The sequence below is a fragment of the Ensifer adhaerens genome (genome assembly GCF_002940685.1).
GTDB classification, from domain to species: Bacteria; Pseudomonadota; Alphaproteobacteria; order Rhizobiales; family Rhizobiaceae; genus Ensifer; species Ensifer adhaerens_E.
The window spans coordinates 271,690-296,344 of sequence record NZ_PNFP01000009.1; the positions used below are offsets into that span (position 1 = coordinate 271,690).

The window sequence follows — 24,655 nt, forward strand, 5'->3', positions numbered from 1 at the left end:
GCGCGATCCTAGGCGGCTGCTAAAACAGATAAAAGCCAATTAAATTGACGCCGCAATCACCGGAATTGATGCCTTGATCAAGCGGCGCTGCGGAACCGGTCGCGAAATTGTCTCGGCGTCATGCCCTTGGCCGCCTTGAACTGGCGATTGAAGTTGGCAAGCGAACGATAGCCGACGGCATCGGCGATATGGGCGATCGAGCGCGCCGACCCACTGAGCAGCGCGCAGGCCTCGCCGATCCGCAGGCGCATCAGATATTCCGAGACCGGCATGTTGAGGTGGCGCAGGAACAGGCGATGCAGGCCGGAAAGGCTGAGCGCGGCCAGATCCGCGAGTTCGTCCATCGACGGGTTTTCGGCGTAATGCAGGTGGATATGGTCGAGCACGCGGTCGAGGCGGCCACGGTCGACCGATCGGCCCGACGGCGTGACGACCCGGCTCGACAGTGGTGTTACCGCCTGCCCGCGCGCCAGGATCGTCAGCATCGACAGGACATCCGGCAGGCGCTCCTCCGGCGCCAGCCGGCGCAGCCCTTCGAACAGCGGTCGCACGCGCGCGGCCACTTCCGGCGTGAACTGCAGCCCGGGGGCCGAACGCTCGAACATCGCCTTGACGCCTGCGAGTTCGACGAAGCCCTCCTCCAGGCGCTCCACCCATTCCGGATGGAACCAGAGCACCAGCGCCACGTGCGGTTCGGCCTCGTCGACCTTGCCTTGGGAGTGCCAGGTGTGCGGCAGGTTGGAGCCGACCAGCACGAGATCGCCGTCGTCATAGGCGCCGATATGGTCACCGATGAAGCGCTGGCCGCGCGAGTTGAGCGTCAGCGTCAGTTCGAACTCCGGATGGTGGTGCCATTGGAACGGGATGGCATCGTCGAGCCGGCGGTCGAGCAGGATCGATGAGGCATTGGTCGGCCTCGAAATCTTCTGCAAAACAGCCTTCATATTGCGCTCTCACCCCTGCACAGGCCAGAATAGTATCAATTTTGTCAGGCTGCGTGCAACAGCAGCAGCAGTGAAAGGTCTAGGTTTCTCATCACCAACCAACCTTCCCGAGGCGAGGAGATACCCATGCAGCCACTCAGAGACAGCCACCCGACAGCGGCCCATTCCGACATTCAACTGAAGGACATCCGGAAGCGGCTGCCGTTACGCGTGCTTTCGGAAGCGGACTGGCAGCACTGGGTCACCAAGGGCTACGTCATCGTCCGTCAGGCGGTGCCGCCGGCCAATGTCGAGCGCCTCGTCGACCTGCTCTGGCGCTTCGACGAAAAGGATCCGGCCGATCCTTCAACCTGGTATGCGCCACAGCGGCGCGAACACAAGATGAAGGAACTCAACAACACCGGCATGCTGGAGATCTACAATCACCAGTATCTCTGGGACAACCGCCAGGAGCCGCGCATCTATGGCGCCTTCGTCGACATCTGGGATCGCGAGGACCTGTGGGTGACGATCGACCGTGCCAACCTCAACCCACCGAAGAAGGTCAAGGGCAACCCCAACGGTTTCATCCACTGGGACGTCGACACCACGATCCGGCCGCTGCCGATCGGCGTCCAGGGCGTGCTCAGCCTCAAGAAGCAGGACGGTGACGTCGGCGGCTTCCAATGCGTGCCGGAGCTGTTCGAAAACTTCGAAAGCTGGGAGAAGACGCAGGCCGCCGATCGCGATCCGATGCACCCCGACATGACGGGTCTTTCAACCGTCAACATCGAGATGGAGGCGGGCGACCTGATGATCTTCAACAGCCTGCTTGCCCACGGCGTGCGGCCGAACCATTCCGACGGCCGCGTGCGGATGGCGCAGTACATCTCGATGCATCCGGCGGAATGGGAGAATGTCGCCGAGCGCGAGGAGCGGGTCAGGCTGTGGCGTGAACTCGACCACCCGAAGCGTGACGCCTTTCCTGGCGATCCACGCGAATGGGAGAAGCACAACGCCTCCCCCGCCAGTCTTTCGGATCTCGGCGCCAAGCTGCTTGGCATCACGCCCTGGGCGTGAGCGCCAAGCAATTGCAGGAAAGCGCGAAACGGTATTCCGTTCGGAACGACGCCTGACTTAAGCCGAGGCACGTACCTTCATCGGCCAGCGTTCGCCACGCCGGCCGATGACCTTGACCTCATCGCCGAGCGTCACGGTGCCTTCGCTGCGCGGCACCGCATTCCAGCCGAAGAGTACGCCGGCCACGCGGCGGTCGGCCGACATGCGCTTCTCGGCCAGTCCCTGGATCGGGTTGCCGCCGATACGCTCGCCGGTGACCTGGTCTTGCGTCGTCATGATGCAGCGGGCGCAGGGTTTGACGAGATCGAAGCGAATGCCGCCGATTTCGACACTTTCCCAGAAATCCTCGTCCCAGGCGTCGTCGCAATCGACGAGGATATTGGTGCGGAAACGGTCCATGCCGACGGCTTCCTGGCCCTTTTCGACAAGCGTCCGGTTGAGATCGGCGAGCGAGCCTGTGGTCGTGATCAGGATCGGGAAGCCGTCAGCAAAGCCAACCGGCGCCGCCGCTCCAGCCCATTCGGCACCGACGAGACGTTCGGCCGAAGCGTCCATATGGGCGAGCTTGACCGGGCGGCCGAACCATGAGGAGAGGACTTCGTCCGTCGCTTCGTCCGACACGGCGGCATCGACCTCGCTGCCCCAGACGACGACATTCAGCCGGCGATCGGGATCAAAGCGAACCGAGACCTCCCTGTCACCCATCTTCAGACGCACGCCGCCTTCGATGTGATTGGCCTCGACCTGTGCCAGCGGCTGCAACTCGCGCTGGGTGATGAAGCGACCATCCGGCTCGATCAGCATGAAGCGCCGGTCGCCCTCGACGCCGTCGAGATGGATCGAGACCGTCTCGCGGGCAATGGCGCGGCCGCTCTTCAGCGGATGAATGTTGAGACCGATCACCTTCATGGCGCTTCCTTCGTGTTCAGAAACTGATTCATGCGCCTGACGATCCGATTCACCAGGCGGCTGCAATCCGTTGAAAGGCCTAGATCATTTCTCGGTTCGAGGGAAACGGAGAAATGTTCCGGTGCAATCTGCGCGCCCGATGCCGCGCAGAAAACCTGATCCGGCTCTAGATCTCGTCCAGCATCATCGCAAGCACGTCGCGCAGCCGCTGCTCGCGTTCCCGCGCCAACCGGCGACCGGCCTCGGTCTTGAAGCCATCGGCCAGCCGGAAAAGCTTGACCTCGAAATGATCGATGGCGAACGCCTTGTCGTCGAGCTCCCGTGCCTCCGCCAGCGGATCGAGCGGATCGTACAGGCCGCTGCCCATGCGTCCGGCGATGTAGAAACAGCGGGCGGCACCCACCATGCCGATCGCGTCCAGCCGGTCCGCATCCTGGAGGATCTTCGCCTCCAGCGTTTCCGGCGGGATGTTGGCGGAGAAGCTGTGCGTCAGGATGGCGTGTGCCACGGCGGCGGTTTCTCCCACATCCCAGCCGAGACCTCGCAGAATTCCGGTCGCCTTGTCCGCCGCCAGTCGCGATGCCTCGGCGCGCAAGGGCGAATTCTTTTCGACCGAAACGCAATCATGCAGCAATACGGCGGCGGCGAGCAGACCTGCATCACCGCCCTCTTCCGCCTGGATGCGCGCGGCATTCTTCCAGACGCGGATCAGATGCGCGGCGTCGTGCGAGCCGTCATCGGCGGCAAAGGCGTGCGGCAGCAACGCAGCCGCCAGGTCCTCGTGCGGCGCGAAGGCGGCCGCGAGCTTCGAAATCTCTGTCATGATGTCCTATTGCAGTTCGGCAGGCTTTGCCGGCGCCGTCGGTGTGGCGCCGACGCCGGACAGGATCTTCTGGTAGAAGAGCCCTATTCCGATCAATACCCCGCCAAGGCCGATGAAGGACAGGGCCCGCAGGAAACCTTCCAGGTTCGACATATCGATCAGGAAGACCTTGAGGACGGCGACGAAGACGAGAACGGCCGAGGCGATGCGGATGCTCTTGGCATGGAAGCGCGAGCCGAGCACGAGCAGCAGCACGCCGAGCAGCAGCCAGACGACCGAATAGGTGTAGGTCTCCCCCTGCAGGAATCCCTTCCAGTCCGCGATGTTTTCCCCCTGCCACGCGCGGCGTACCGTGAGGCTTGCCCAGGCGAACGCAAGCACCGCGCCGCTGACGGCAAGCGCCATGACATAGGGCAAGGGCCGCTTGTCGCGTGCATACCAGGCGAGCCCCGCATAGCCGAGCCCCGGCAGCAGATAGCCGATCAGGAGCAGATCGAAGAAGGGGATACGCCCCAGCAGCTCGCCGCTGACATAGGGGTTGAGGCCAAAGAGATGCGCCGAGAGCACCGACAGCATCGACAGTACGCCGAGCCCCATGCCGCCATAGCGGAACACCGGGCTTGGCGACTTCATGTCGAGGCTGATGAAAATGGCCGAGGCGCCGATGGCCAGCAGCGTGTAGATCGACTGTTCGCCGAGCGTCGGCACCGAACTGTCGAGCACGCCGCCGTTCATCGCATGGCGCACCAGGATCGCGAGCGTCAGAAGCACGAAGAGGCTGGCCAGCGCCTGCAGCAGGTTGCGCACCCGCGTGTCGGGCCAGGATCTCAGGAAATAGGCGGAGCCTGCAAGCAGTGCGGCGGGCATGCCGTAGCCCGGCAGCAGCGCGTTGAAGACGGGCGTGGTGCCGAGATTGCCAGCACCGACGATCGTCGGTTCCCAGGCGATACGCCCGAGGACGACGACGGCCGCGGCACCGGTCATCCAGGGCAGTATGGGCCAGGTGCGGATGCGGGTCGCGAGCGCATAGCCCGTTCCGAGCACGGCAATCGCAAGCGTCGTGACCAGACCATCGGTCCAGGCATGCAGCGCAAGGACGAAGAAGGCGAAGGAGCCGGCGACCAGCAATCCGGCGGCCGTGTCGCGCGCCAACGCCTCGCCGTCGCGGCGATAGAGCCAATCTGCAAGCGCCAGCAGCGCGGCCCCGGCAACAAGCGAGAACAACCCATGCGGCAGGTCAAAGGCATAGTTGCCGGTCATCAGGAACGACATGGCGACGAGCGCGATCGGGACGACCGCAGCAATGCCGGCCCAGAGTGTCGCATATTGCGGATGGGTGACGAGCCGGCGCGACGGCACGAAGCCGCCGAGTGCGACGAACAGCGCTGCCAACAGCATCGCGGTGATCATGGCCGTCCGCCCGGGCAGAACGGTGGCGGGCATGGCATCCGCGAGCGACGGATCGAGATAGGCGAGCACGCCGCTCAATGCCATCAGGCTCCAGACGCCAGCGACAGCGCCGACGGCTGAAAGTACGGCGGGATAGACTGCCGTTGGCCGCAGCGCCCCAAGGATCGCCAGTCCGGCGATAACGACCGCAAACTCCACCGCCGGAAAGCGGACCGCATAGACTGCCGGGCTGACGAGGAGGAGTGCGAGCACGGTGACGACGATCGCGGCCGAAATGGAGATTGCCGCATGCGGTGGAACGAACAGGCGTTCCCATGGCCCGGCGACGGCCCGGGGTCGGGTTGTCGCTTCGGTCGGCTCCGGCATTTCGGGCCCTTCGGTCGCATCACGCGTTTCCGGCGCTTCTGCCACTGGCTCCCGTTCGAGGGCGGCCGGCCAGATCAGCCCGACGCCGGCGATCACCACGAGCAGGATGAAAGCGACCGGCCGTGCTTCGAAGGGCGATACCGCAGCGACATAGAGGAGGCCCCAGAGCCCGACGCCAACATTGGCAAGCGTCGGCACCACGGTCCAACGCCTGAGCCGCGACGCAAGCAGCGTCGCGAGCCACACGATCGCGAGAAAGCCGAAGAGAACCCAGGGGCGCGGTTCGTTGCTCGAAACCAGCGCCGGCGTGATCAGGGAGGCAAGCAGGCCGAGACCGGCAAGCGCCTGTCCGTGCAGCAGCGACAGGCCGACGGTCGCAAGCGATATCGCGGCCAGGAGCACAAAGGCCGTGCCCGTGCCGATATAGTCATAAACGCCATAGGCGGCATAGGCGACGCCAAACAGGGTGACCGCGCCGGCAGCCGTCAGGATGCCCGGGATCATCGCGTTCTGGAACTCGTTGGCGATCACGGGCACGGCGCGCCGGCGAATGACTTCGCCTGCCGCCATCAGCAGGAGACCGAACAGGGCAGCGAGCGTCAGGCGAACTGCCGGGCTCAGCAGGCCGGCATCGATCGAATATTTCACCATGAACACGCCGCCGAGTGCCAACGCGATGCCGCCGACCCAGACGGCCCACCGCGCGCCGAGGCGGCTTTCCAGGCTTTCGCTCTGCCGGGGCGCGGTTGCCACCGGCTGCGGCGCCTCCGTGCTGGCAGCGATCGCCTCGACGCCCTCGTCCGCCGTTTTCTCCGCGTCGTCGATAATCCGGGGGCCTTCGGGTGCGCTGGCCGACAGGACGGTGGCCGCGTCTTCGACCGCCTCCGCTTCCACTGGCAGTTCGGATGCGGCCGCAAGCTCCTCGGTCGCTACCGCCGCTTGAGCGCGTTCGCTCGGAGCGCCCTTCAGCGCGGCGATTTCCGCCCTCAGCGCAGCCAGTTCGGCGCCGAACCGCTCGGTCATCCGGCGATTGCCCATAAAGGTGGATAGAGCCAAGATAAAAGCAGCTAAAGCAATAAGTTCGAACATGTTTTCCCCTGGCAGTCGCAATCGGCGGCGCGCGCAACCATACAGACTTTTGCACCGCCACCAAACCTCTGCAGCACCGCAAGTCCTATCAGACGCGCAAGGGTCGCTGCAGCACTTTGATTTGCTCGGTGTCTTATCCCGAAATCGAATGAGATTTCAGGAAACATGCTGTAGACGGCCGAGCGCTGTAATCTCTTCACGGAAATGTCGCAGAACTGTCACGGGGCAGCTGGTAGAGGCGGATGAACACCGCTGCCTCGCGTGGTGGTTTCCATCGTTCAACCAGGAGACCCGATCATGGACAAGCATCTCGGCCAGACGGAAGAGACCGAATTCAAGACGCTGACGGAACGCAGGGAAGAGCTGGAGGATGTCGGCCACAACTGTTCCACCAACCCGACGATGGGCGACATCATCCATCGCCGCTTCTCGCGCCGCGCGTTCATCGGCGGCTCGCTCGCCGTCGCCGCGATTTCGACGACCGTTAGCCCGCTCGCCCTCCTGACCGCCGAAGAGGCGCGCGCCGAGGAAGGCTCGCTGTTCGACTTCACCGAGATCGAAGCCGGCGTCGACGAAAAGCACCATGTCGCCGAGGGCTATGATGCGGACATCCTGCTGCGCTGGGGCGACAAGATCTTTGCCGATAGCCCGGAGTTCGACCCGAAGAACCAGACGGCGGCCGCCCAGGAAAAGCTCTTCGGCTACAACAACGACTATGTCGGCTTCATTCCGCTCGACGGAAGTGCCGATCACGGCCTGCTCGTCGTCAACCACGAATACACCAATGCCGAACTGATGTTCCCGGCCTTCGCCAGCGTCGTGAAGGAAAAGGTGACCAAGGACGGCAAGGAAGTCGAGGAAGAGAAGGTCGTTCTCGGCGAATACTCCAAGGAGCTGGTCGACATCGAGATGGCCGCCCACGGCGGCACGATCATCGAGGTCCGCAAGGTCGACGGCAAGTGGCAACCGGTTCTTGACGGCAAGAACAACCGCCGCATCACCGTCAACACCGAGATGCAGATCACCGGCCCGGCCGCCGGCCACGACCGCCTGAAGACGCCGTCCGACCCGACCGGAAAGAAGGTGTTCGGCACGCTCAACAACTGCGCCGGCGGCGTTACCGCCTGGGGCACCTACATGATGGCCGAGGAAAACTTCAACGGCTATTTCGGTGGCGAGATCGCCGAAGACCATCCGGAATACAAGCAGCTGAAGCGGCTTGGCGCACCGGGCGGCCAGTACGAATGGGCCTCCTTCTACGACCGTTTCGACGTTTCCAAGGAGCCGAACGAAGCCAATCGCTTCGGCTGGATCGTCGAGGTCGACGCGCTTGATCCGACGTCGGTGCCGAAGAAGCGCACGGCTCTCGGCCGCTTCAAGCACGAAGGCTGCGAATCGATCGTCAACAAGGACGGCCGCGTCGTGCTCTATTCCGGCGACGACGAGCGCTACGACTATGTCTACAAGTTCGTGACCAAGGGGACCTTCAACCCTGATAATCGCGCCGCCAACATGGACCTCTTCGACGAAGGCACGCTCTACGTCGCCAAGTTCGACGAGGACGGCACCGTCACCTGGATGCCGCTTGTTCACGGTGAAGGCCCGTTGACCGAAGCCAACGGCTTTGCCTCGCAGGCCGATGTGCTGATCAACACCCGTCTTGCCTCCGACGCGCTCGGCGCCACCAAGATGGACCGTCCGGAAGACATCCAGCCGAACCCGAAAACGGGCAAGGTCTACGTCATGCTGACGAACAACACCAAGCGCAAGGCCGACGAGGTCGACGCCGCCAATCCGCGCGCCAAGAACGCCTTCGGTCATATCGTCGAGATCACCGAGACCGACGGCGACTTCGCCTCACTGAAAAGCCGCTGGGATGTTCTCTTGAAGTGCGGCGATCCGAGCGTCGCCGAAGTCGGCGCTTCGTTCTCGACCGCAACCACCAAGAACGGCTGGTTCGGCATGCCCGACAATTGCGCGATCGACACCGATGGCCGCCTCTGGGTCTCGACCGACGGCAACAACCAGAAGGAAACAGGCCGCACCGACGGCATCTGGGCGATCGACACGGATGGTGCTGCCCGTGGCACGTCGAAGCTCTTCTTCCGCGTGCCGGTTGGCGCCGAGATGTGCGGACCCTGCTTCAACCCGACGTCGGACACCTTCTTCCTGGCCGTCCAGCATCCGGGTGACGCCGGTCTTGCGACCTACGAGACCCCGGCCACGCGCTGGCCCGACTTCAAGGACGACATGCCGGTGCGTCCCGCCGTCGTCGCCGTGACCAAGCAGGGCGGCGGCCGCATCGGCTGATCACGCTGCAATAACAACGAGAACGCCGCGCACGACCGCGCGGCGTTCCTTGTTTAGGTTTGTTTTAGCGTCTGAGATTGTCGATCGGGAAGATCGCGCAGGTTTCGGTGCCGTGGGCGAGCAGCTTGCCGTTGCCGTCGCGCAGCCAGGCCTCCGACGTGGCGATGGTGCGGCCGCGATGAACGATGCGCCCTTCGCAGAAGACCTCGCCCATGCCGGGCAACAGTGGCCTGACGAGGTTCACCTTGAATTCGACCGTCGTATAGGCCTCGCCGGGCTTGACCGTGGTGAAGACGGCGCAGCCGAGCGCGGAATCCATGATCGTCGCCGTCCATCCGCCGTGTACGGTGCCGAGCGGATTGAGATGTTCCTCGGTCGGCAGTCCCTTGAAGACCACCCGGCCCTCCTCGACTTCGCTCAACCCGAACTTCAGTGTCTTCGACATCGGCGGCGCCGGCAGCTCGCCGCTCAACAGGTCCTGCATTGCCTTGAGACCGCCGTCGCGGGCGACGCGGTCGAGCGACAGGACGCCGACGCCGGATACGGACATGCCGGGATATAGCTCTTGGTACATAAATCACTCCTGGGGATCAGGCGGCTGAGGATTGCGCTTTCAGCGCCTTGAGCGCCGCATGGACGAAGCCGTCGCGCGCGGAAGATACGTCGAGGCCGCGCGGCTCATAGACGTGGCGGTGGAGGAAGAAGGCGGTCAGCCGGAAGGCGGCGGCGAGGCTGTCGTGATCGGCAGCCCTTCGCGCTTCGGCCGAAAGGAAATCCGGCAGCGCCAGCATGCGGTCGGCATAACGCTCTCCCGCCTCCCGGCAGACCGCCCTGCCCGATTTCGGCGAGACGTAGACGAGATCGGTGCGGGTGCCGGTTGCCACGCACTCTGTGAGATCGAGCCCGAAGCCGAGGTCATTGAGGACCGCGAGCTCGAAGCGCACGAACAATTCTCCGGCATCGGCCGGATCGGTCAGATGATCGACGATGACGGCGAGCGCCTCGTAGAGATGCGGATGCGGGTCACGCTCGGGAAGCAGACGCAAGAGCGCGCCGAGCGCCTGAATGCCATAGACCGATGTCGCCGTCTCCATCAGCCGGGCCGCGCGCAGTTCCACAGGCTCGATGCGGAATTCGCCCATATGCTCGTCGAGGCGGGCGCGCCATGTCACTTCCACCGAATTGCCCGGCTGCAGCACCGGCTGCATGGTGCGCGAGCGGCCAGAGCGCACCATGCCGAGATGCCGGCCATGGGTGGCGCTCATGACCTCCACGATGGCCGAGCTTTCGCCGTGCCGCCGGATCCCGAGAATGATGGCCTGGTCGCTCCATTGCATGGTTATGGCATACACCCGTGGTCGAAAGCGGATCAAGCTGTCTTGCAAGAGCAAACCGCCATTCCCGACTGTCGCCTTTCGGCCACACTCATCGGTTGCCTCATTTGCGACATGCTGTCGCCGCCCCGACGCCGTCTTTGACATTAGAACGGAAGGGCGGCAAAAGCCGTGTCTCCCGCCCGAAAATGACAATCAGCAGGATAATAAATTTCATTATGTGTGTGTCCCGGAACAGCGCCGGCCGCCTGGCGCAGCTCATCGCCCTTCTTCTCGCCACCTCGACGCTCGCAAGCTGCGTGACCACGTCGGGGCCCGCCAAGCCGAAGGGACCGGACCCATACTACGTGGCGATGTACGGCGCGCTGCCGAACGAGAAATTCCCGCTGGATGCCATCGACATCAGCAAGGTCGACAAGCGCTACCTGCGCCAGCAGGTCGCCTACCAGACGCACGAGCCGCCGGGAACGATCGTCATCGACACCCAGAACCGCTTCCTCTACCTGGTCCAGGACGGCGGCATGGCGATGCGCTACGGCATCGGCGTCGGCAAAGCCGGCCTCGAATTCGAAGGCGAGGCGCGCATCGCGCGCAAGGCCGAATGGCCGCGCTGGACGCCGACGCAGGAGATGGTGGCGCGCGAACCCGAACGCTACGGGCCGCTTGCCGGCGGCATGGAGCCCGGCGTGCGCAACCCGCTCGGACCGCGCGCGCTCTACCTTTTCCAGGGCAACCGCGACACGTTGTTCCGCATCCACGGCACGACCGAAGCCTGGTCGATCGGCAAGGCCGTGTCGAGCGGCTGCATCCGCCTGTTCAACCCCGATATCATCGACCTCTACAGCCGCGTTCCGCTCGATTCGCGCGTCGTCGTGCTGCAAGCGGAACCGCCGATGACCGAGCCTGCCGGCGGCATACCGATGGCGAGCGCCACCAATGGCGGACTGCCCCCGGTCTACTAAGACTACATTTTGCAGCGGAGGTCGGGCGCCTGCAAGGCGTCCGGCGCCGGATGAACGGCGTTAGCCTTGCGGCTCGAGCGCCGGCTTGCCGGAGAGTTCGCTGAGGTAATAGCCGTCGCGCAGGTTGATGCCGTATTCGAGCCACGCCTTCATGCAGGCCAGCATCTGCGACCAGCCTTCGCAGTTGACGTAGGAGCTCTTCTGCCCCTGCCCGTTCTCGCGCCAGCCCGTTTCGGCGATCGTCACCATCGTGGCGCCATCCTCCAGCGGCTGGAAGCGCATCTCCACACGGGTCTGGTAGGCGTCCTCGCCGTCGGCGACCATGGCGCCCCAGCGAAAGACGATCCGATCATTCGGTTCGACCACCTCGACCTCGACCGGTACCTCGCCCCACCAGGTCACGGTCGCGCCGGCGACCAGCGGCCCGCTGATGCCGCCGAGCGTCACGAAATAGCGGCTGAGCTGATCCGGATTGACGACGGCATCAAAGACCTCTGCGACAGGGCGACCGATCCGTCCATTCACACGAAATTCAAAGGGCATGGCATATTCCTCCTGTCGAGGCCAACGAGAATATGTTATAGAAACGCAACATGTCAACCGATTCGAAAGACGACCTGGTTTTCAAGGCGCTCGCCAACGGGCTGCGCCGCCAGATGCTCGACGCCATGCAGCAGGAGCCGCAGACCACCGGCATGCTCTGCGAGCGCTTCAGCAATCTTGACCGTTGCACGGTCATGCAGCACCTGAAGGTTCTCGAGCAGGCCGAACTCGTGCTCGTCCGCCGCGAGGGGCGTGAGCGCTGGAACCATCTGAACGCGTTGCCGATCCAGGCGATCCATGATCGCTGGATCAGCCAGTATGCCGGCCATGCGATGTCGATCCTGTCCACCCTGCAACAGGACCTCGACCGGTAACCAGACCGACGGTTTCAGCTTTCAATCGATCGGCTTTCTTCGTATGAACGGCCGACATGCAAATTGGGGACATCGTCGTGCGCTACCTCATCACCGGCACCGCAGGCTTCATCGGCTTTCATCTCGCCAAGCGGTTGATCGACGAAGGGCATTTTGTGGTTGGCTTCGATGGCATGACCCCCTATTACGACGTGACGCTGAAAGAGCATCGGCATGCGATCCTCGCCCGTTCGAACGGCTTCAAGCCGGTCGTCGGCATGCTGGAGGACAGGGACGCGCTACGCCGGGCCGCCGAGCTCGCCGAGCCCGAAGTCATCATCCATCTCGCCGCCCAGGCGGGCGTGCGCTACAGCCTCGAGAACCCGAAGGCCTATGTGGATTCCAATCTGGTCGGCTCCTGGAACATGCTGGAACTGGCGCGGGAGCTTAACCCGAAGCACCTGATGCTGGCTTCGACCTCCTCGATCTACGGCGCCAACGAGAAGATCCCGTTTGCGGAAACCGACCGCGCCGACGAGCCGATGACACTCTATGCCGCTACCAAGAAATCGATGGAGCTGATGGCGCACAGCTATGCCCATCTCTACAAGGTGCCGACGACCGCCTTCCGCTTCTTCACCGTCTACGGCCCCTGGGGCCGGCCCGATATGGCGCTGTTCAAGTTCGTCGATGCCATTCACAAGGGGCAGCCGATCGACATCTACGGCGAAGGCCGCATGAGCCGCGACTTCACCTATATCGACGACCTCGTCGAGGGCATTCTCAGGCTTTCCCATGTCGCGCCGGCGGAGGAAAACCGCGCGCCTCGAGAAAAGGCCGAGGACACGCTGTCACGCCAGGGACCATTCCGCGTGGTCAACATCGGCGGCGGCCAGCCGGTCGAACTGATGACCTTCGTCGAAACGGTCGAAAAGGCCGTCGGCAAGCCGGCGGTGCGCAACATGCTGCCGATGCAGCAGGGCGACGTGCCGCGCACCTATGCCTCCCCCGACCTTCTCGAAGCGCTGACCGATTTCAAGCCCTCGCTTCCTGTCGAAGAGGGCGTGGCGCGCTTCGCTGCCTGGTACAAGGATTACTACAAGGCGAGCCGGTGAACCGCTCACCAGCTACTCACTACTGAGTATTCTGCTGGCGGGACGGCTTGCCTTAAGCGAAATCGAGCATAAATGGGTGTGAACCTGAGCGCATAAGCAATTGCAAAAATACACATTTGCACGTTGTATGATCTGAGCTCGCGATGGGACACAACAAAGGAAAGAGCCTATGAAAATCACGATGATCGGCGCCGGCTATGTTGGCCTTGTTTCCGGCGTGTGTTTTGCGGATTTCGGTCACGACGTCGTCTGCCTCGACAAGGACGAGAGCAAGATCGACGCCTTGATGCAGGGCCGCATCCCGATCTTCGAACCCGGTCTCGACCAATTGGTGGCAAGCAACGTCGCTTCAGGTCGACTCACCTTCACGACCGATCTCGTTGCGGCTGTCGCTGACAGCGACGTCATCTTCATCGCGGTCGGCACCCCGTCGCGGCGCGGTGACGGCCATGCCGACCTTTCCTATGTCCATGCCGCTGCCCGCGAGATTGCCGAGAACCTCAAGGGGTTCACCGTGATCGTGACGAAATCGACCGTTCCGGTCGGCACCGGCGACGAGGTTGAGCGCATCATCCGCGAAACCAATCCGGACGCCGATTTCGCCGTCGTCTCCAACCCGGAATTCCTGCGCGAAGGGGCGGCGATCGAAGACTTCAAGCGGCCCGACCGCATCGTCATCGGCCTGGCCGACGACGATGCGCGGGCGCGCGAGGTGATGACCGAGGTCTACCGCCCGCTCTACCTCAACCAGTCGCCGCTCGTCTTCACGTCGCGCCGAACGTCGGAACTGATCAAATATGCAGGCAACGCCTTCCTGGCGATGAAGATTACCTTCATCAACGAGATGGCTGATCTGTGCGAGCGGGTCGGCGCCAATGTCCAGGACGTGGCCCGCGGCATCGGCCTTGACGGCCGCATCGGCTCGAAGTTCCTGCACGCAGGGCCAGGCTATGGCGGCTCATGTTTCCCGAAGGACACCTTGGCGCTGGTCAAGACGGCACAGGACTATGACAGCCCGGTTCGACTGGTCGAGACGACGGTGGCCGTCAACGACAACCGCAAGCGGGCGATGGGACGCAAGGTGATCGCGGCGACCGGCGGCGACGTGCGCGGCCGCAAGATCGCAATCCTCGGCCTCACCTTCAAGCCGAACACCGACGACATGCGCGACAGTCCGGCGATCGCGGTCGTCCAGACGCTGCAGGATGCCGGCGCCCATGTCATCGGATATGACCCGGAAGGCATGGAAAACGCGAAGAAGGTCATCGACGGGATCGACTATGCCAGCGACCCCTACGAGGCCGCCAACGAAGCCGACGCGCTGGTGATCGTTACCGAGTGGAACGAGTTCCGCGCCCTTGATTTCCGTCGCCTGAAGACCGTGATGAAGACGCCCATTCTCGTCGACCTCCGGAACATCTACCGCCAGGACGAGGTGGTGAAGCACGGCTTTACCTATTCGAGCGTCGGCCGGTCGAACTGATCGTCGGCTTCTCGCAAAGCCTAGGCTTTCGGCATCGGCAGCGCCGGCAAGGTCTCCCAGCTCTTGCCGGCGAGAATGACGCAGCTTCGACCGTTGACGTCGGTGACGATCAGCGTCCAGCTGCCATTGTCGGCGGCATAGACCTCCAAGATGGCCTGCGGATTGATCTGGGCGGTCGCGGCCGGCTTCTCCCGGTACTGCCGCGCCAGAAACGCGATCACCTCGGATCGCTCGGCGCAATTGATCGGGGTTTGCGAGACTGCTGGAACGGGGCGGGCCGTGACGCCGGCGAGAAGAAGTGCTGCCAGCGCGAGACCGCGGAACGCCTTGCGTATCATAACGCAACTCCTTTCACCGGGAGCCCGGCGGAGGAGATTCCGCTGACGTGTTCCGCCGCCGACCGGCCGCTACATCGGCACCGCACTCAGGAACGTCAAACAGGTGCCGCCACAAGAAGAGTATGGCGGAAAGCCTGCCTTATTACAATTATCTAATTTATAAATCATGCCATCGGGACACCGAGGTGCCCCGACGGCAATGGCTCATTTGCGCTTCATCGCTTCCATCAGCGCCGCACCGAAGGCGCCCTGAGATGGCGCCTGCGGCTTTTGCTGCGGCCGCGCCGGCGCAGTACCGCGGTTGTTGCCGTTCGGCGCGCTCCCCCGGGCCTCACGGCCGGTCTCGGCGCCACCATCCTTGCGCATGGTCAGGCCGATCCGCTTGCGAGGTACGTCCACTTCGGTAACACGAACCTTCACCACATCGCCGGCCTTTACCACCTCATGCGGATCCTTGACGAAGCGATCCGCGAGCTGCGACACGTGCACGAGGCCGTCCTGATGGACGCCGATATCGACGAAGGCGCCGAAGGCGGCGACATTGGTGACGGTGCCTTCGAGCTGCATGCCGACCTTCAGGTCCTTGATGTCGTCGATACCGTCGGCAAAGGTCGCGGTCTTGAAGCTCGGGCGCGGGTCGCGGCCCGGCTTTTCCAGTTCCGCGAGAATGTCCTTGACCGTCGGCAAGCCGAAGCGCTCGTCGACGAAGGCCTTCGGGTCAAGGCTCTTCAACGCAGCACTGTCGCCCATCAGCGCACGCACGTCGCGACCACAGGCAGCAACGATCTTCTTGGCAACCCCATAGGCCTCCGGATGGACCGAGGAGGCGTCGAGCGGTTCCTTGCCGCTCGGAATGCGCAGGAAGCCCGCGCATTGCTCGAAGGTACGCGCGCCGAGCCGCGGCACGTTCAGCAGCTCCTTGCGGCTCGCAAACGGGCCAGTCGCGTCGCGATGGGCGACGATCGCCTCGGCCGAGGATTTCCCGAGGCCGGACACACGCGCAAGCAGCGGCGCCGAGGCGGTGTTGACGTCGACACCGACGGCATTCACCGCGTCTTCGACAACCGCGTCCAGCGACCGGCTGAGCTTCGACTGGTCGACATCGTGCTGGTATTGGCCGACGCCGATCGACTTCGGCTCGATCTTCACGAGTTCGGCCAGCGGATCCTGCAGGCGGCGGGCGATCGAAACTGCACCGCGCAGCGAAACGTCGAGACCGGGAAACTCCAGGGCGGCCGTTTCGGAGGCCGAGTAGACCGAGGCGCCGGCTTCCGAAACGATGACCTTGGTCGGCTTCGGCGCCGGAAGCTGCTGGAGCATATCGGCCACGAGCTTTTCCGTTTCGCGGCTGCCGGTGCCGTTGCCGATGGCGATCAGCTCCACCTTGTGCTTGCGAACGAGCGACGCCAGTTCGGCCTGGGTGCCGCGCACGTCGTTTTTCGGCGGGAACGGATAGACGGTCGTCGTCTCCAGCAGCTTGCCCGTGCCGTCGACGATGGCGACCTTGACGCCGGTGCGGATGCCCGGATCGAGCCCCATCGTCGCGCGCGAGCCCGCGGGTGCCGCCAGCAGCAGGTCCTTGAGGTTGCGGGCAAAGACGTGGATCGCCTCCTCTTCGGCGCGCTCGCGCAGTTCGCGCATCAGATCGAGCGACAGCGACATCGAGAGCTTCACGCGCCAGGTCCAGCCGATCATTTCGGCGAGCCATTTGTCGCCCGGCAGCTGGGCGCCGACGGTGTAGGCGGCGGCGATCATGCGCTCGACCGGCTTGACCGGCGATGTATCGTCCTGGTCGACGACGATGTCGACGGAGAGCACCTCCTCGTTCCAGCCGCGCAGCATGGCAAGCGCCCGGTGGCCCGGGGTCGTCGCCCAGCGCTCGGAATGATCGAAGTAGTCGGAGAACTTGGCGCCCGCCTCCTGCTTGCCGTCGACGACCTTGGCGCGCAGGAAGGCGGCGCCCTTCATGTGGTTGCGCAGCCGGCCGAGCAGATCGGCATTCTCGGTCATGCCTTCGGCAATGATGTCGCGCGCGCCATCGAGCGCCGTCTTCACGTCGGGCACGTCCGCGGTCAGGAAGGCGGCGGCGCGATCGGCCGGCGCAACCGCGCGGTCGGCAAGGATCGCCTCGGCGAGAGGTCCAAGCCCACGCTCGCGCGCGATCTCGGCCTTGGTGCGGCGCTTCGGCTTATAGGGCAGATAGATGTCCTCGAGCTCCGCCTTGGTTTCGACGGCGGCGATCTTGGCTTCGAGTTCGGCGGTCAGCTTGTCCTGCCCGCGGATCGATTCGAGGATCGACGCCCGGCGCGCCTCGAGTTCGCGCAGATAGGTCAGCCGTTCCGAAAGCACACGCAGCTGCGTATCGTCGAGCCCGCCGGTCACTTCCTTGCGGTAGCGCGCGATGAACGGCACCGTTGCGCCCTCGTCGAGCAGCTCGACCGCTGCAACGACCTGCGATGGTGTCGCCTTGATTTCGCTGGCGATGATGGCGGCGATAGATTTTGCGGGGCTGGCCATAGGGGAGTTCCGTCTTTGCTGTTTGGTCGGCGACCATAAAGGCGCAGACCTTGAAGGCCAAGTGAAGGCCTTCGGCGGAAAACCGGAACTCCACAGAAGATGGATCGGCCGCCCCGCTTTCAGGCGGAACGGCCGAGGATTCAGCACGCCATGGCGGCAGGCTCGACATGCTCTTGTTCAGGCACGACGTCCCAGGTGTTGACGGGTTCAAGCGGCGGCCGGCGCTTTTCGAACTCGATCAATTGCCGTTCCCTTTCCTCGATATAGCCGCGCGAGACCGGCACCGCACCGAGAGACGGCGAGATCTGCAGCTGGAAGATGAAATGCTTGTCGTAGAGGAAAGCCGTCTCCGACGCGGCCAGATAGAACTCCCACATGCGGAAGAACCGCTCGTCATAGAGCTTGATCGCCTCTTCGCGTCGGGCGACGAAGCGCTCGCGCCAAGCCCGGAGCGTCCAGGCATAGTGCATCGGCAGCACTTCGACATCCTTCACCAGCAGCCGCGTGCGCTCGACCGAGGGCAGAACCTCCGAAAGCGCCGGAATGTAGCCGCCTGGGAAGATGTACTTCTCGATCCACGGGTTGGTGGCCCAGGGCTTGTAGATCTGGCCGATCGAGTGCAGCAGCATGACGCCGTCCGGTTTCAACAGCTCCTTCATCTTGTCGAAGAAGTTGCCGTAGTTGCCGATGCCGACATGCTCGAACATGCCGACCGAGACGATGCGGTCGAACTGCCGACCTTGCAGCGTGCGGTAGTCCTGCAGTTCGAAGCGGACCCGATCGGAGAGCCCGCGCCTGGCGGCACGATCGCGCGAAACCTTCAGCTGCTCTTCGCTGAGCGTGATGCCGGTGACCTCCACTCCGGAGGATTCGGCCAGATACATCGCCATGCCGCCCCAGCCGGAGCCGACCTCGAGCACCTTCTGGCCCGGTTCGAGCAGGAGCTTTGCTGCGACGTGCCGTTTCTTGGCGAGTTGGGCGGCATCCAGCGATATGCCCCGCGGCTGAAAATAGGCGCAGGAGTATTGCCAGTCCTCATCGAGGAACAGATTGAAGAGCTTGCGATCGAGATCATAGTGATGGGCGACATTGTGCCGGTTGCGATTGACCGGCAGGCGGCTTACCACCTGTTGGCGCAGGACATGCCAGAGCGCCGTCAACGTATTGGTCGCCGTTACCGCGTTCTCGAGCCCGTTCTTTTTCACGATCGAGATCACGTCAAAGATGTCGCCCTTTTCGATGACGACACGCCCGTCCATGTACAATTCACCGAAGCGAAGCCCGGGATCCCGAACGATCGCCGCCTCCGCCTCCGCATCGACGATGCGGATTGATGCCGGCTTTCCGCTGCCGTCACCCAGTTGCACTTCTTCACCGGAAGAAAAGACAACCGCCAGGTTACCGTTGCGCACCAGACGGCGAAGCATTGTCAACAACGCTGCATTCATATCTCACCCCTACCAGACCGACCTGTCGTGTCCTGGTGCATGAGAGATGCGAAGGGTCGGCTCCTTCGGGGCTTCCGGAGTAGTGGCGCAGGGCGCATCGGGAACAGGCGCCAGCGCGTCCGGAAGCGGCGAGAACCGGCACGGGCATAGCCTCACGGGTATCCGGCGGGCACATCTGGCTCCTCGTGCGTGCATCGCCGCGAATTCGTCAGGCAGCCGCCATCGGGCTCCTATCCATCAGAACTCAAGTTAAGGTAGGAAGTTTCGATCGCTTGACAATGGGTTCTTTATGGCCCCTCATAAATTTGTTTCCTTAGCAAATACTGAGAAACAAACCGAGAGCATGTCGCGCGAAGGTGCGCAGCGGCTTGCGGCGACGACATGCGCCAAATCCATAACCCAAAGCGCATCGACGCGCTTCAGGCGCCGGCGACGGCCCGACCGGGCAGGCGCGCACGGTCATGCGGCCGGTCGAAATCAAGCACAGGGCCTGCCGGCACGACGCGGGTCGGGTTGATGTGGGCGATACCGTAGTAGCCGCGCTTGATATGGTCGACGCGCACGCTGTCGCGGATGCCCGGCCATTGGTAGATCTCGCGCAGGTAGTTCGACAGCGCCGGATAATCCTCGATCCGGCGGATGTTGCATTTGAACGCGCCGTGATAAGCCGCATCGAAACGTACGAGCGTGACGAAGAGGCGAATGTCGGCCTCGGTCAGGTTCTGGTCGGCGAGGTACCGGTTGTCCGCAAGGTGGGCCTCCAGCTCGTCGAGCATGCCAAACAGGCTTGCCACCGCCTCGTCATAGGCGTCTTGCGTCTTGGCGAAGCCGGCGCGATAGACGCCGTTGTTGACGCGCTCGTAGATCGGGCCGTTCCAGCGATCGATCTCGGCACGCAGCGCCTCGGGGTAGAAATCCAGGCGGTTGCCGGTAAGCCCGTCAAAGGCGGAATTCAGGATGCGGATGATATCGGCGGACTCGTTGTTGACGATCCGCCCTTCGCGCATATCCCAGAGCACGGGGACGGAGGCCTTGCCGGTGTAGGTCGGGTCGCTCGCCACGTAGAGCTCGTAATGGAAGCGGATCTTGCCGACGCGCTCGCCGGCATCGACCGGCTCGTCATAGACCCAGCCGTCGTCTCCGAGTTCCGGATGAGAAACAGTCAGACCAACAATGTCCTGCAAGCCCTTGAGATTGCGGAAGGCAATCGTGCGCGAAGCCCAGGGGCAGAGATAGGAGACGAACAGCCGGAAGCGACCGGCCTCGGCCGGCAAGGCCTCCTGTCCGTCCGGGCCGGGCCTGCCATCCGGCGTGATCCAGCGGTGAAAGCGTGTCGGCTCGCGATGGAACGCACCACCCTTCATTTCGCTTGCCGCAACGTCGCCTTTGACCCATTTTCCCTCGACAAGCTGCGGCATCTCTCTTCTCCCGGATTGCAAGTCAGTGACGGCTACCTCTCACGGGCCTTGGGCCACGGTCAACCGCGCGCGCGGGTGACACATTGTTCGCAATCCGCGACCCGCCCGCACGCGATACGTGCAAAACATCATCGTCGCGCCACAATGTCGGGCAATCCCGATTCCAAGAGGAGAATCAGGATGAAGAAAGCTCTTGCCATCGTCGTGCTGTTTGTCGCGGTCGTGTGGTTGATGAACACATCGCTGTTTATCGCGCCGCCGGCGGGCACCGCAAAGCTGCTTGCCCACCGGGGCATGCACCAAACCTATCCAAAGGAGAACGTCGGCAGGGATACGTGTACCGCCACGATCATAAATACGCCGGCGCATCCCTATCTCGAAAACACGATCGCCTCGATGCAGGCTGCCTTCGACGCCGGCGCCGATGTCGTCGAACTCGACGTGCATCTGACCCCGGACAGACAGTTCGCCGTCTTCCACGACTGGACGCTCGATTGCCGGACCGAAGCCAAGGGCGTGACCGAGGAAACGCCGATGGCAACCCTGAAGTCTCTCGACATCGGCTACGGCTATACGGCCGACGGCGGCAAGACCTTCCCCTTCCGCGGCAAGGGCGTCGGCCAGATGCCGACGCTCGAGGAAGTGCTGGCCGCCCTGCCCGACCGCAAGTTCCTGATCAACTTCAAGAGCCGTCGCGCCGAGGAAGGTGCTGAACTCGCAGCACGGGCCGAAGCGCAACCGCAATGGCGGGAGGCGGTGTTCGGGGTCTATGGCGGCGAGGAGCCGACCCGCGAGACGCTAAAGCGCCTGCAAGGCATGCGCGGTTACGATAGGACGTCAACGATGGCCTGCCTCACCCGCTATCTCGGCTATGGCTGGACCGGCCTGATGCCGGACGCCTGCAAGAACACGTTTGTGATCGTGCCCGGCAACTATGCGCCGTTTCTCTGGGGCTGGCCCGACCGTTTCGCTGCGCGGATGAAAGCGGCCGGCAGCGAGATCATCCTGCTCGGCCCCTATGATGGTGGTGACTCCACCACCGGCATCGACACGATGCAGGACCTGGAAATGGTGCCGCCGGGGTTTTCCGGTTACATCTGGACAAACCGCATCGAGATGATCGGCCCGGTGCTCGCAAAGCGGCAGGTGGCCGAAGCGAGCGTGAACTGACACCGCAGGCGGCCGACTTGCCTCCAGGCGGCTTCGACCCTATGGCTTTGAGAAACCGTTAGGACCGGCGGAAATGCCGGTCTTAACTTCGCGGAAGGCAAGCGCATGACTGTCACGATCTACCACAATCCCGCCTGCGGCACCTCGCGCAACACGCTGGCGATGATCCGCAACGCCGGCATCGAGCCGACGGTGATCGCGTATCTGCAGGCGCCGCCGTCGCGGCAGGCACTGGAAAGGATGATCGCGGATGCCGGCCTGACCGCGCGTGAGGTCATCCGCGAGAAAGGCACACCCTATGCGGAACTCGGGCTTGCCGACCCCACCGTCAGCGACGAGCAGCTGCTCGACGCGATGATCGCGCATCCGATCCTCATCAATCGTCCCTTCGTCATAACACCGATGGGTACGAGACTGTGCCGCCCGTCCGAACGGGTGCTCGACATCCTGCCCGACACCCACGAGGGACCGTTCTCGAAGGAGGACGGCGAAGCGGTTCTCGATGCGAATGGAAAGCGCATAGCCGGCGCTTGAGACCGCCTGCGGCGGTGAGCGGTACGGCACCCGTTTCAACGGGTGCCGAAAACATCACACCGGACGGTGTGCGTGCGGCCTTATCGCGGGAATTCCAGGCCCATTTCGCGGAAGCGTTCGGGGTCGTCGCCCCAGTTCTCGCGTACCTTGACGAACAGGAACAGGTGCACCGGCTGCTCGAGGATCTCGGAGATTTCCTTGCGCGATGCCGTCGAGATCGCCTTGATCGCATCGCCGTTCTTACCGAGTGCGATCTTCTTCTGGCTCTCGCGCTCGACATAGATCACCTGCTCGATGCGCACCGAGCCGTCCTTGCGCTCTTCCCACTTCTCGGTCTCGACATGCGAGGCATAGGGAAGTTCCTGGTGCAGCCGCAGGAAGAGCTTTTCGCGGGTGATTTCGGCGGCAAGCTGGCGCATCGGCAGATCGGAGATCTGGTCTTCCGGATAGTACCAGGGGCCTTCCGGCAGCGTCTCGGCCAGGTAATCCATCAGATCCGCACAGCCCGAGCCGTTCAGCGCCGAGATCATGAAGGTGCGCTCGAACTTGATCGTCTCGTTGGCGGCGGCCGCCAGCTTCAAGAGGTCTTCGGGACGAACCTGGTCGATCTTGTTCAGCACCAGGATCTTCGGCTGGTGCACTTCCTTCAACCCCTCAAGGATCGCTTCCGCATCGCCCTTCAGGCCGCGCTCGCTGTCGATCAGGAACATGATCACGTCCGCATCCTTGGCGCCGCCCCAGGCGGTCGTGACCATGGCGCGGTCGAGCCGGCGGCGCGGCTTGAAGATGCCGGGCGTGTCCATGAAGACGATCTGGGCGTTGTCATGAATGGCAATGCCACGCACGATCGCGCGCGTCGTCTGCACCTTGTGGCTGACGATCGAAACCTTGGCTCCGACGAGGCGGTTAACCAGGGTCGACTTGCCGGCGTTGGTCGCGCCGATCATCGCCACGAAACCCGAGTGGGTCGGCGCGCCTTCGGCGGCCGTATCTTTTTCCATGTCCGTCATGTTTTCCGTCAATTTCCGGCGGAACTCTTCCGCCACACGCCTTCGCGTTCCAATAATTTCGTCGCGGCCACCTGCTCGGCTCCGCGCTTGGACCTGTCCGTTCCGGTCTCCGGCGCGACACCCGCGACTTCGACGGTTACCGTGAAGCGGGGGTCGTGGTCGGGGCCGGAGCGCTCATCCGTCCGGTAGGCCGGGGCGATGCCGAACTTGGCATGCGCCCATTCCTGCAATTCGGTCTTTGCATCGCGACGCGCGCCGTCGGCGCGCACCGCGCGATCTTTCCAGTGACGCAGCACGAAACCGCGGGCAGCTTCGAGACCGCCATCGAGATAGATGGCGGCAATCAGCGACTCTACCACATCGGCGCGCACATTCATCATCGCCTTGCCGGTTATCTTCTTGACGTCCGAGCCGGTGCGGATGAACTGGTGCAGCTCCAGGTCGTCGGCGACCTTGGCGCAGCTTTCGGCGCTGACGAGCTGGTTCAGCCGGACCGAAAGCTCGCCTTCGTTGGCATCGCGGAAGATCTGGAACAGAAGCTCCGCCACGCATAGCCCGAGCACGCGGTCGCCGAGGAATTCGAGGCGCTGGTAGTTGGAACCCTTGGCGCTGCGCGCGCTGGAATGGGTGAGCGCCCGGTCAAGGCGCTCCTTCTCCGCGAACTGGTAACCGATCACGGCCTCAAGCTTTACCCGATCCTCCGCGCCCAGCGACCGAGACTTCATCATTCGACCGCCTTGAACAGACGGTCGTAGCGCAGGTTCGCCGGCCACTTCCACACTTCGCGGAACGACGTGTCGTTGCCCAGCGAGAAGAAGATCATGCTGGCGCGGCCGACAAGGTTTTCGGCGGGCACGAAGCCGACGTCGAAGCGGCTGTCAGCCGAGTTGTCGCGGTTGTCGCCCATCATGAAATAGTGGCCCTCAGGCACGATGAATTCGCGCGTGTTGTCGCCACGCGAGTCCGGGAACTGGTCAAGCGTGTCGTAGGATACGCCATTGTCCATCGTTTCGCGGAAAACCGGAACGTCGCCGCCGGTGTCGTACTGGTCGTCGGCGCGGAAGGCGCCGTCCGGCGCGCGCTCGATCGGCTTGTCGTTGATGTAGAGGATGCTGTTGCGCACCTGAACGCGGTCGCCCGGCAGGCCGACGAGGCGCTTGATGTAGTCGATATCCGGGTTCGGCGGGAAGCGGAAGACGACGATATCGCCGCGCTTCGGTTCGCTTGCGAAAATGCGTCCGGAGAAGAGATCGGGCGAGAGCGGCAGCGAATACTTGGAGAAGCCGTAGGCGAACTTGTTGACGAAGATGTAGTCGCCGACGAGCAGGGTCGGCATCATCGAGCCCGAGGGAATGGTGAAGGGCTGAAAGAGAACCGTACGGATGACCACGGCCAGGAGCAACGCCTGGATGACGACCTTCACGTTCTCCCAGAGGCCGCTCTGCTTCGCTTCTGTCTTTTCTGCCACGCTACTGTCTTCCTTTATCATCGCAACGCCCGCGCGGGGCCTGCTCTCAACT

The 24,655-nt window shown here is 63.5% G+C and carries 22 protein-coding genes; 8 read left to right on the forward strand and 14 right to left on the reverse strand.

Going from position 1 to position 24,655, the window contains the following annotated elements:
• Positions 1 to 77 precede the first annotated feature (77 nt).
• Positions 78 to 944 carry a helix-turn-helix domain-containing protein gene (locus C1A35_RS19290; protein ID WP_104665857.1) on the reverse strand — a complete coding sequence of 289 codons (867 nt, stop codon included), beginning with the start codon at positions 942 to 944 and terminating at the stop codon, positions 78 to 80.
• 126 nt (positions 945 to 1,070) lie between these two features.
• On the opposite strand from C1A35_RS19290, the gene C1A35_RS19295 reads away from it, so the two are divergent.
• Positions 1,071 to 2,003 (forward strand): phytanoyl-CoA dioxygenase family protein, encoded by a 933-nt coding sequence (locus C1A35_RS19295; protein ID WP_104665858.1) that lies wholly within the window; start codon positions 1,071 to 1,073, stop codon positions 2,001 to 2,003.
• Between the two features lie 57 nt (positions 2,004 to 2,060).
• On the opposite strand, the gene C1A35_RS19300 is transcribed toward C1A35_RS19295, so the two are convergent.
• The 3 genes from C1A35_RS19300 to C1A35_RS19310 all read right to left on the reverse strand — a co-directional run bounded on the left by C1A35_RS19300 (position 2,061) and on the right by C1A35_RS19310 (position 6,600).
• Entirely contained in the window at positions 2,061 to 2,912 is an 852-nt protein-coding gene (locus C1A35_RS19300) for an MOSC domain-containing protein (protein WP_104665859.1), read from the reverse strand.
• A 166-nt stretch (positions 2,913 to 3,078) separates the two neighbouring features.
• Complete coding sequence (locus tag C1A35_RS19305) at positions 3,079 to 3,735, reverse strand: HD domain-containing protein (protein WP_104665860.1); 657 nt, start codon at positions 3,733 to 3,735, stop codon at positions 3,079 to 3,081.
• Positions 3,736 to 3,741: 6 nt separating this feature from the next.
• Positions 3,742 to 6,600 (reverse strand): DUF2339 domain-containing protein, encoded by a 2,859-nt coding sequence (locus C1A35_RS19310; protein WP_104665861.1) that lies wholly within the window; start codon positions 6,598 to 6,600, stop codon positions 3,742 to 3,744.
• Between the two features lie 297 nt (positions 6,601 to 6,897).
• Here C1A35_RS19310 and C1A35_RS19315 point away from each other — a divergent pair, with 297 nt between their 5' ends.
• Entirely contained in the window at positions 6,898 to 8,910 is a 2,013-nt protein-coding gene (locus tag C1A35_RS19315; RefSeq protein ID WP_104665862.1) for a PhoX family protein, read from the forward strand.
• A gap of 64 nt (positions 8,911 to 8,974) precedes the next feature.
• Here C1A35_RS19315 and C1A35_RS19320 read toward each other — a convergent pair whose 3' ends face one another.
• Positions 8,975 to 9,484, reverse strand: coding sequence for a PaaI family thioesterase (locus C1A35_RS19320; RefSeq protein WP_104665863.1), 510 nt, complete (start codon positions 9,482 to 9,484; stop codon positions 8,975 to 8,977).
• A gap of 16 nt (positions 9,485 to 9,500) precedes the next feature.
• Positions 9,501 to 10,247, reverse strand: coding sequence for a DNA repair protein RecO (gene recO, locus C1A35_RS19325; protein WP_104665864.1), 747 nt, complete (start codon positions 10,245 to 10,247; stop codon positions 9,501 to 9,503).
• Positions 10,248 to 10,462: 215 nt separating this feature from the next.
• Between recO and C1A35_RS19330 the strand changes: the two genes are divergently transcribed.
• A complete protein-coding gene (locus C1A35_RS19330; protein WP_199772973.1) occupies positions 10,463 to 11,206 on the forward strand; it encodes a L,D-transpeptidase in 744 nt (247 codons plus the stop codon).
• A gap of 60 nt (positions 11,207 to 11,266) precedes the next feature.
• On the opposite strand, the gene C1A35_RS19335 is transcribed toward C1A35_RS19330, so the two are convergent.
• Positions 11,267 to 11,749: an SRPBCC domain-containing protein gene (locus tag C1A35_RS19335; protein ID WP_104665865.1), complete on the reverse strand. Its 483-nt coding sequence runs from the start codon at positions 11,747 to 11,749 to the stop codon at positions 11,267 to 11,269.
• Positions 11,750 to 11,799: 50 nt separating this feature from the next.
• Here C1A35_RS19335 and C1A35_RS19340 point away from each other — a divergent pair, with 50 nt between their 5' ends.
• From C1A35_RS19340 to rkpK, 3 genes are all read left to right on the forward strand, one after another.
• Entirely contained in the window at positions 11,800 to 12,123 is a 324-nt protein-coding gene (locus C1A35_RS19340; protein ID WP_104665866.1) for an ArsR/SmtB family transcription factor, read from the forward strand.
• A 77-nt stretch (positions 12,124 to 12,200) separates the two neighbouring features.
• Positions 12,201 to 13,217 carry an NAD-dependent epimerase gene (locus C1A35_RS19345; RefSeq protein WP_104665917.1) on the forward strand — a complete coding sequence of 339 codons (1,017 nt, stop codon included), beginning with the start codon at positions 12,201 to 12,203 and terminating at the stop codon, positions 13,215 to 13,217.
• 169 nt (positions 13,218 to 13,386) lie between these two features.
• Positions 13,387 to 14,700 carry a UDP-glucose 6-dehydrogenase gene (gene rkpK, locus C1A35_RS19350; protein ID WP_104665867.1) on the forward strand — a complete coding sequence of 438 codons (1,314 nt, stop codon included), beginning with the start codon at positions 13,387 to 13,389 and terminating at the stop codon, positions 14,698 to 14,700.
• 20 nt (positions 14,701 to 14,720) lie between these two features.
• On the opposite strand, the gene C1A35_RS19355 is transcribed toward rkpK, so the two are convergent.
• From C1A35_RS19355 to C1A35_RS19370, 4 genes are all read right to left on the reverse strand, one after another.
• On the reverse strand, positions 14,721 to 15,038 hold the full coding sequence (locus C1A35_RS19355; protein ID WP_104665868.1) for a hypothetical protein: 318 nt from the start codon (positions 15,036 to 15,038) through the stop codon (positions 14,721 to 14,723).
• Between the two features lie 204 nt (positions 15,039 to 15,242).
• Positions 15,243 to 17,555, reverse strand: coding sequence for a Tex family protein (locus tag C1A35_RS19360; protein ID WP_104665869.1), 2,313 nt, complete (start codon positions 17,553 to 17,555; stop codon positions 15,243 to 15,245).
• 140 nt (positions 17,556 to 17,695) lie between these two features.
• On the reverse strand, positions 17,696 to 19,003 hold the full coding sequence (locus C1A35_RS19365; RefSeq protein WP_104665870.1) for an SAM-dependent methyltransferase: 1,308 nt from the start codon (positions 19,001 to 19,003) through the stop codon (positions 17,696 to 17,698).
• Positions 19,004 to 19,422: 419 nt separating this feature from the next.
• Positions 19,423 to 20,421 carry a glutathione S-transferase family protein gene (locus tag C1A35_RS19370; protein WP_104665871.1) on the reverse strand — a complete coding sequence of 333 codons (999 nt, stop codon included), beginning with the start codon at positions 20,419 to 20,421 and terminating at the stop codon, positions 19,423 to 19,425.
• 180 nt (positions 20,422 to 20,601) lie between these two features.
• Here C1A35_RS19370 and C1A35_RS19375 point away from each other — a divergent pair, with 180 nt between their 5' ends.
• Entirely contained in the window at positions 20,602 to 21,591 is a 990-nt protein-coding gene (locus C1A35_RS19375) for a glycerophosphodiester phosphodiesterase family protein (protein ID WP_104665872.1), read from the forward strand.
• 105 nt (positions 21,592 to 21,696) lie between these two features.
• Entirely contained in the window at positions 21,697 to 22,125 is a 429-nt protein-coding gene (arsC, locus tag C1A35_RS19380; protein WP_104665873.1) for an arsenate reductase (glutaredoxin), read from the forward strand.
• 80 nt (positions 22,126 to 22,205) lie between these two features.
• Here the strand turns inward: arsC and era are convergent, their stop codons facing one another.
• Genes era through lepB form a run of 3 tightly spaced genes read right to left on the reverse strand, consistent with a single transcriptional unit; the run spans position 22,206 to position 24,603 of the window.
• Positions 22,206 to 23,135, reverse strand: coding sequence for a GTPase Era (gene era / locus C1A35_RS19385; protein ID WP_104665918.1), 930 nt, complete (start codon positions 23,133 to 23,135; stop codon positions 22,206 to 22,208).
• Positions 23,136 to 23,143: 8 nt separating this feature from the next.
• The gene (gene rnc, locus C1A35_RS19390; RefSeq protein WP_104665919.1) at positions 23,144 to 23,860 is read right to left on the reverse strand and encodes a ribonuclease III; all 717 of its coding nucleotides are present in this window, start codon (positions 23,858 to 23,860) and stop codon (positions 23,144 to 23,146) included.
• The gene (lepB, locus tag C1A35_RS19395) at positions 23,860 to 24,603 is read right to left on the reverse strand and encodes a signal peptidase I (protein WP_077961832.1); all 744 of its coding nucleotides are present in this window, start codon (positions 24,601 to 24,603) and stop codon (positions 23,860 to 23,862) included. The genes rnc and lepB overlap by 1 nt, the downstream gene beginning before the upstream one ends.
• Positions 24,604 to 24,655 lie beyond the last annotated feature (52 nt).

Excerpts from the sequence above, each read along its gene's own strand:
- C1A35_RS19290 (WP_104665857.1), bottom strand. The coding sequence starts at position 944 with ATGAAGGCTGTTTTGCAGAAGATTTCGAGGCCGACCAATGCCTCATCG.
- C1A35_RS19295 (WP_104665858.1), top strand. The coding sequence starts at position 1,071 with ATGCAGCCACTCAGAGACAGCCACCCGACAGCGGCCCATTCCGACATT.
- C1A35_RS19300 (WP_104665859.1), bottom strand. The coding sequence starts at position 2,912 with ATGAAGGTGATCGGTCTCAACATTCATCCGCTGAAGAGCGGCCGCGCC.
- C1A35_RS19305 (WP_104665860.1), bottom strand. The coding sequence starts at position 3,735 with ATGACAGAGATTTCGAAGCTCGCGGCCGCCTTCGCGCCGCACGAGGAC.
- C1A35_RS19310 (WP_104665861.1), bottom strand. The coding sequence starts at position 6,600 with ATGTTCGAACTTATTGCTTTAGCTGCTTTTATCTTGGCTCTATCCACC.
- C1A35_RS19315 (WP_104665862.1), top strand. The coding sequence starts at position 6,898 with ATGGACAAGCATCTCGGCCAGACGGAAGAGACCGAATTCAAGACGCTG.
- C1A35_RS19320 (WP_104665863.1), bottom strand. The coding sequence starts at position 9,484 with ATGTACCAAGAGCTATATCCCGGCATGTCCGTATCCGGCGTCGGCGTC.
- recO (WP_104665864.1), bottom strand. The coding sequence starts at position 10,247 with ATGCAATGGAGCGACCAGGCCATCATTCTCGGGATCCGGCGGCACGGC.
- C1A35_RS19330 (WP_199772973.1), top strand. The coding sequence starts at position 10,463 with ATGTGTGTGTCCCGGAACAGCGCCGGCCGCCTGGCGCAGCTCATCGCC.
- C1A35_RS19335 (WP_104665865.1), bottom strand. The coding sequence starts at position 11,749 with ATGCCCTTTGAATTTCGTGTGAATGGACGGATCGGTCGCCCTGTCGCA.
- C1A35_RS19340 (WP_104665866.1), top strand. The coding sequence starts at position 11,800 with ATGTCAACCGATTCGAAAGACGACCTGGTTTTCAAGGCGCTCGCCAAC.
- rkpK (WP_104665867.1), top strand. The coding sequence starts at position 13,387 with ATGAAAATCACGATGATCGGCGCCGGCTATGTTGGCCTTGTTTCCGGC.
- C1A35_RS19355 (WP_104665868.1), bottom strand. The coding sequence starts at position 15,038 with ATGATACGCAAGGCGTTCCGCGGTCTCGCGCTGGCAGCACTTCTTCTC.
- C1A35_RS19360 (WP_104665869.1), bottom strand. The coding sequence starts at position 17,555 with ATGGCCAGCCCCGCAAAATCTATCGCCGCCATCATCGCCAGCGAAATC.
- C1A35_RS19365 (WP_104665870.1), bottom strand. The coding sequence starts at position 19,003 with ATGAATGCAGCGTTGTTGACAATGCTTCGCCGTCTGGTGCGCAACGGT.
- C1A35_RS19370 (WP_104665871.1), bottom strand. The coding sequence starts at position 20,421 with ATGCCGCAGCTTGTCGAGGGAAAATGGGTCAAAGGCGACGTTGCGGCA.
- C1A35_RS19375 (WP_104665872.1), top strand. The coding sequence starts at position 20,602 with ATGAAGAAAGCTCTTGCCATCGTCGTGCTGTTTGTCGCGGTCGTGTGG.
- arsC (WP_104665873.1), top strand. The coding sequence starts at position 21,697 with ATGACTGTCACGATCTACCACAATCCCGCCTGCGGCACCTCGCGCAAC.
- era (WP_104665918.1), bottom strand. The coding sequence starts at position 23,135 with ATGACGGACATGGAAAAAGATACGGCCGCCGAAGGCGCGCCGACCCAC.
- rnc (WP_104665919.1), bottom strand. The coding sequence starts at position 23,860 with ATGAAGTCTCGGTCGCTGGGCGCGGAGGATCGGGTAAAGCTTGAGGCC.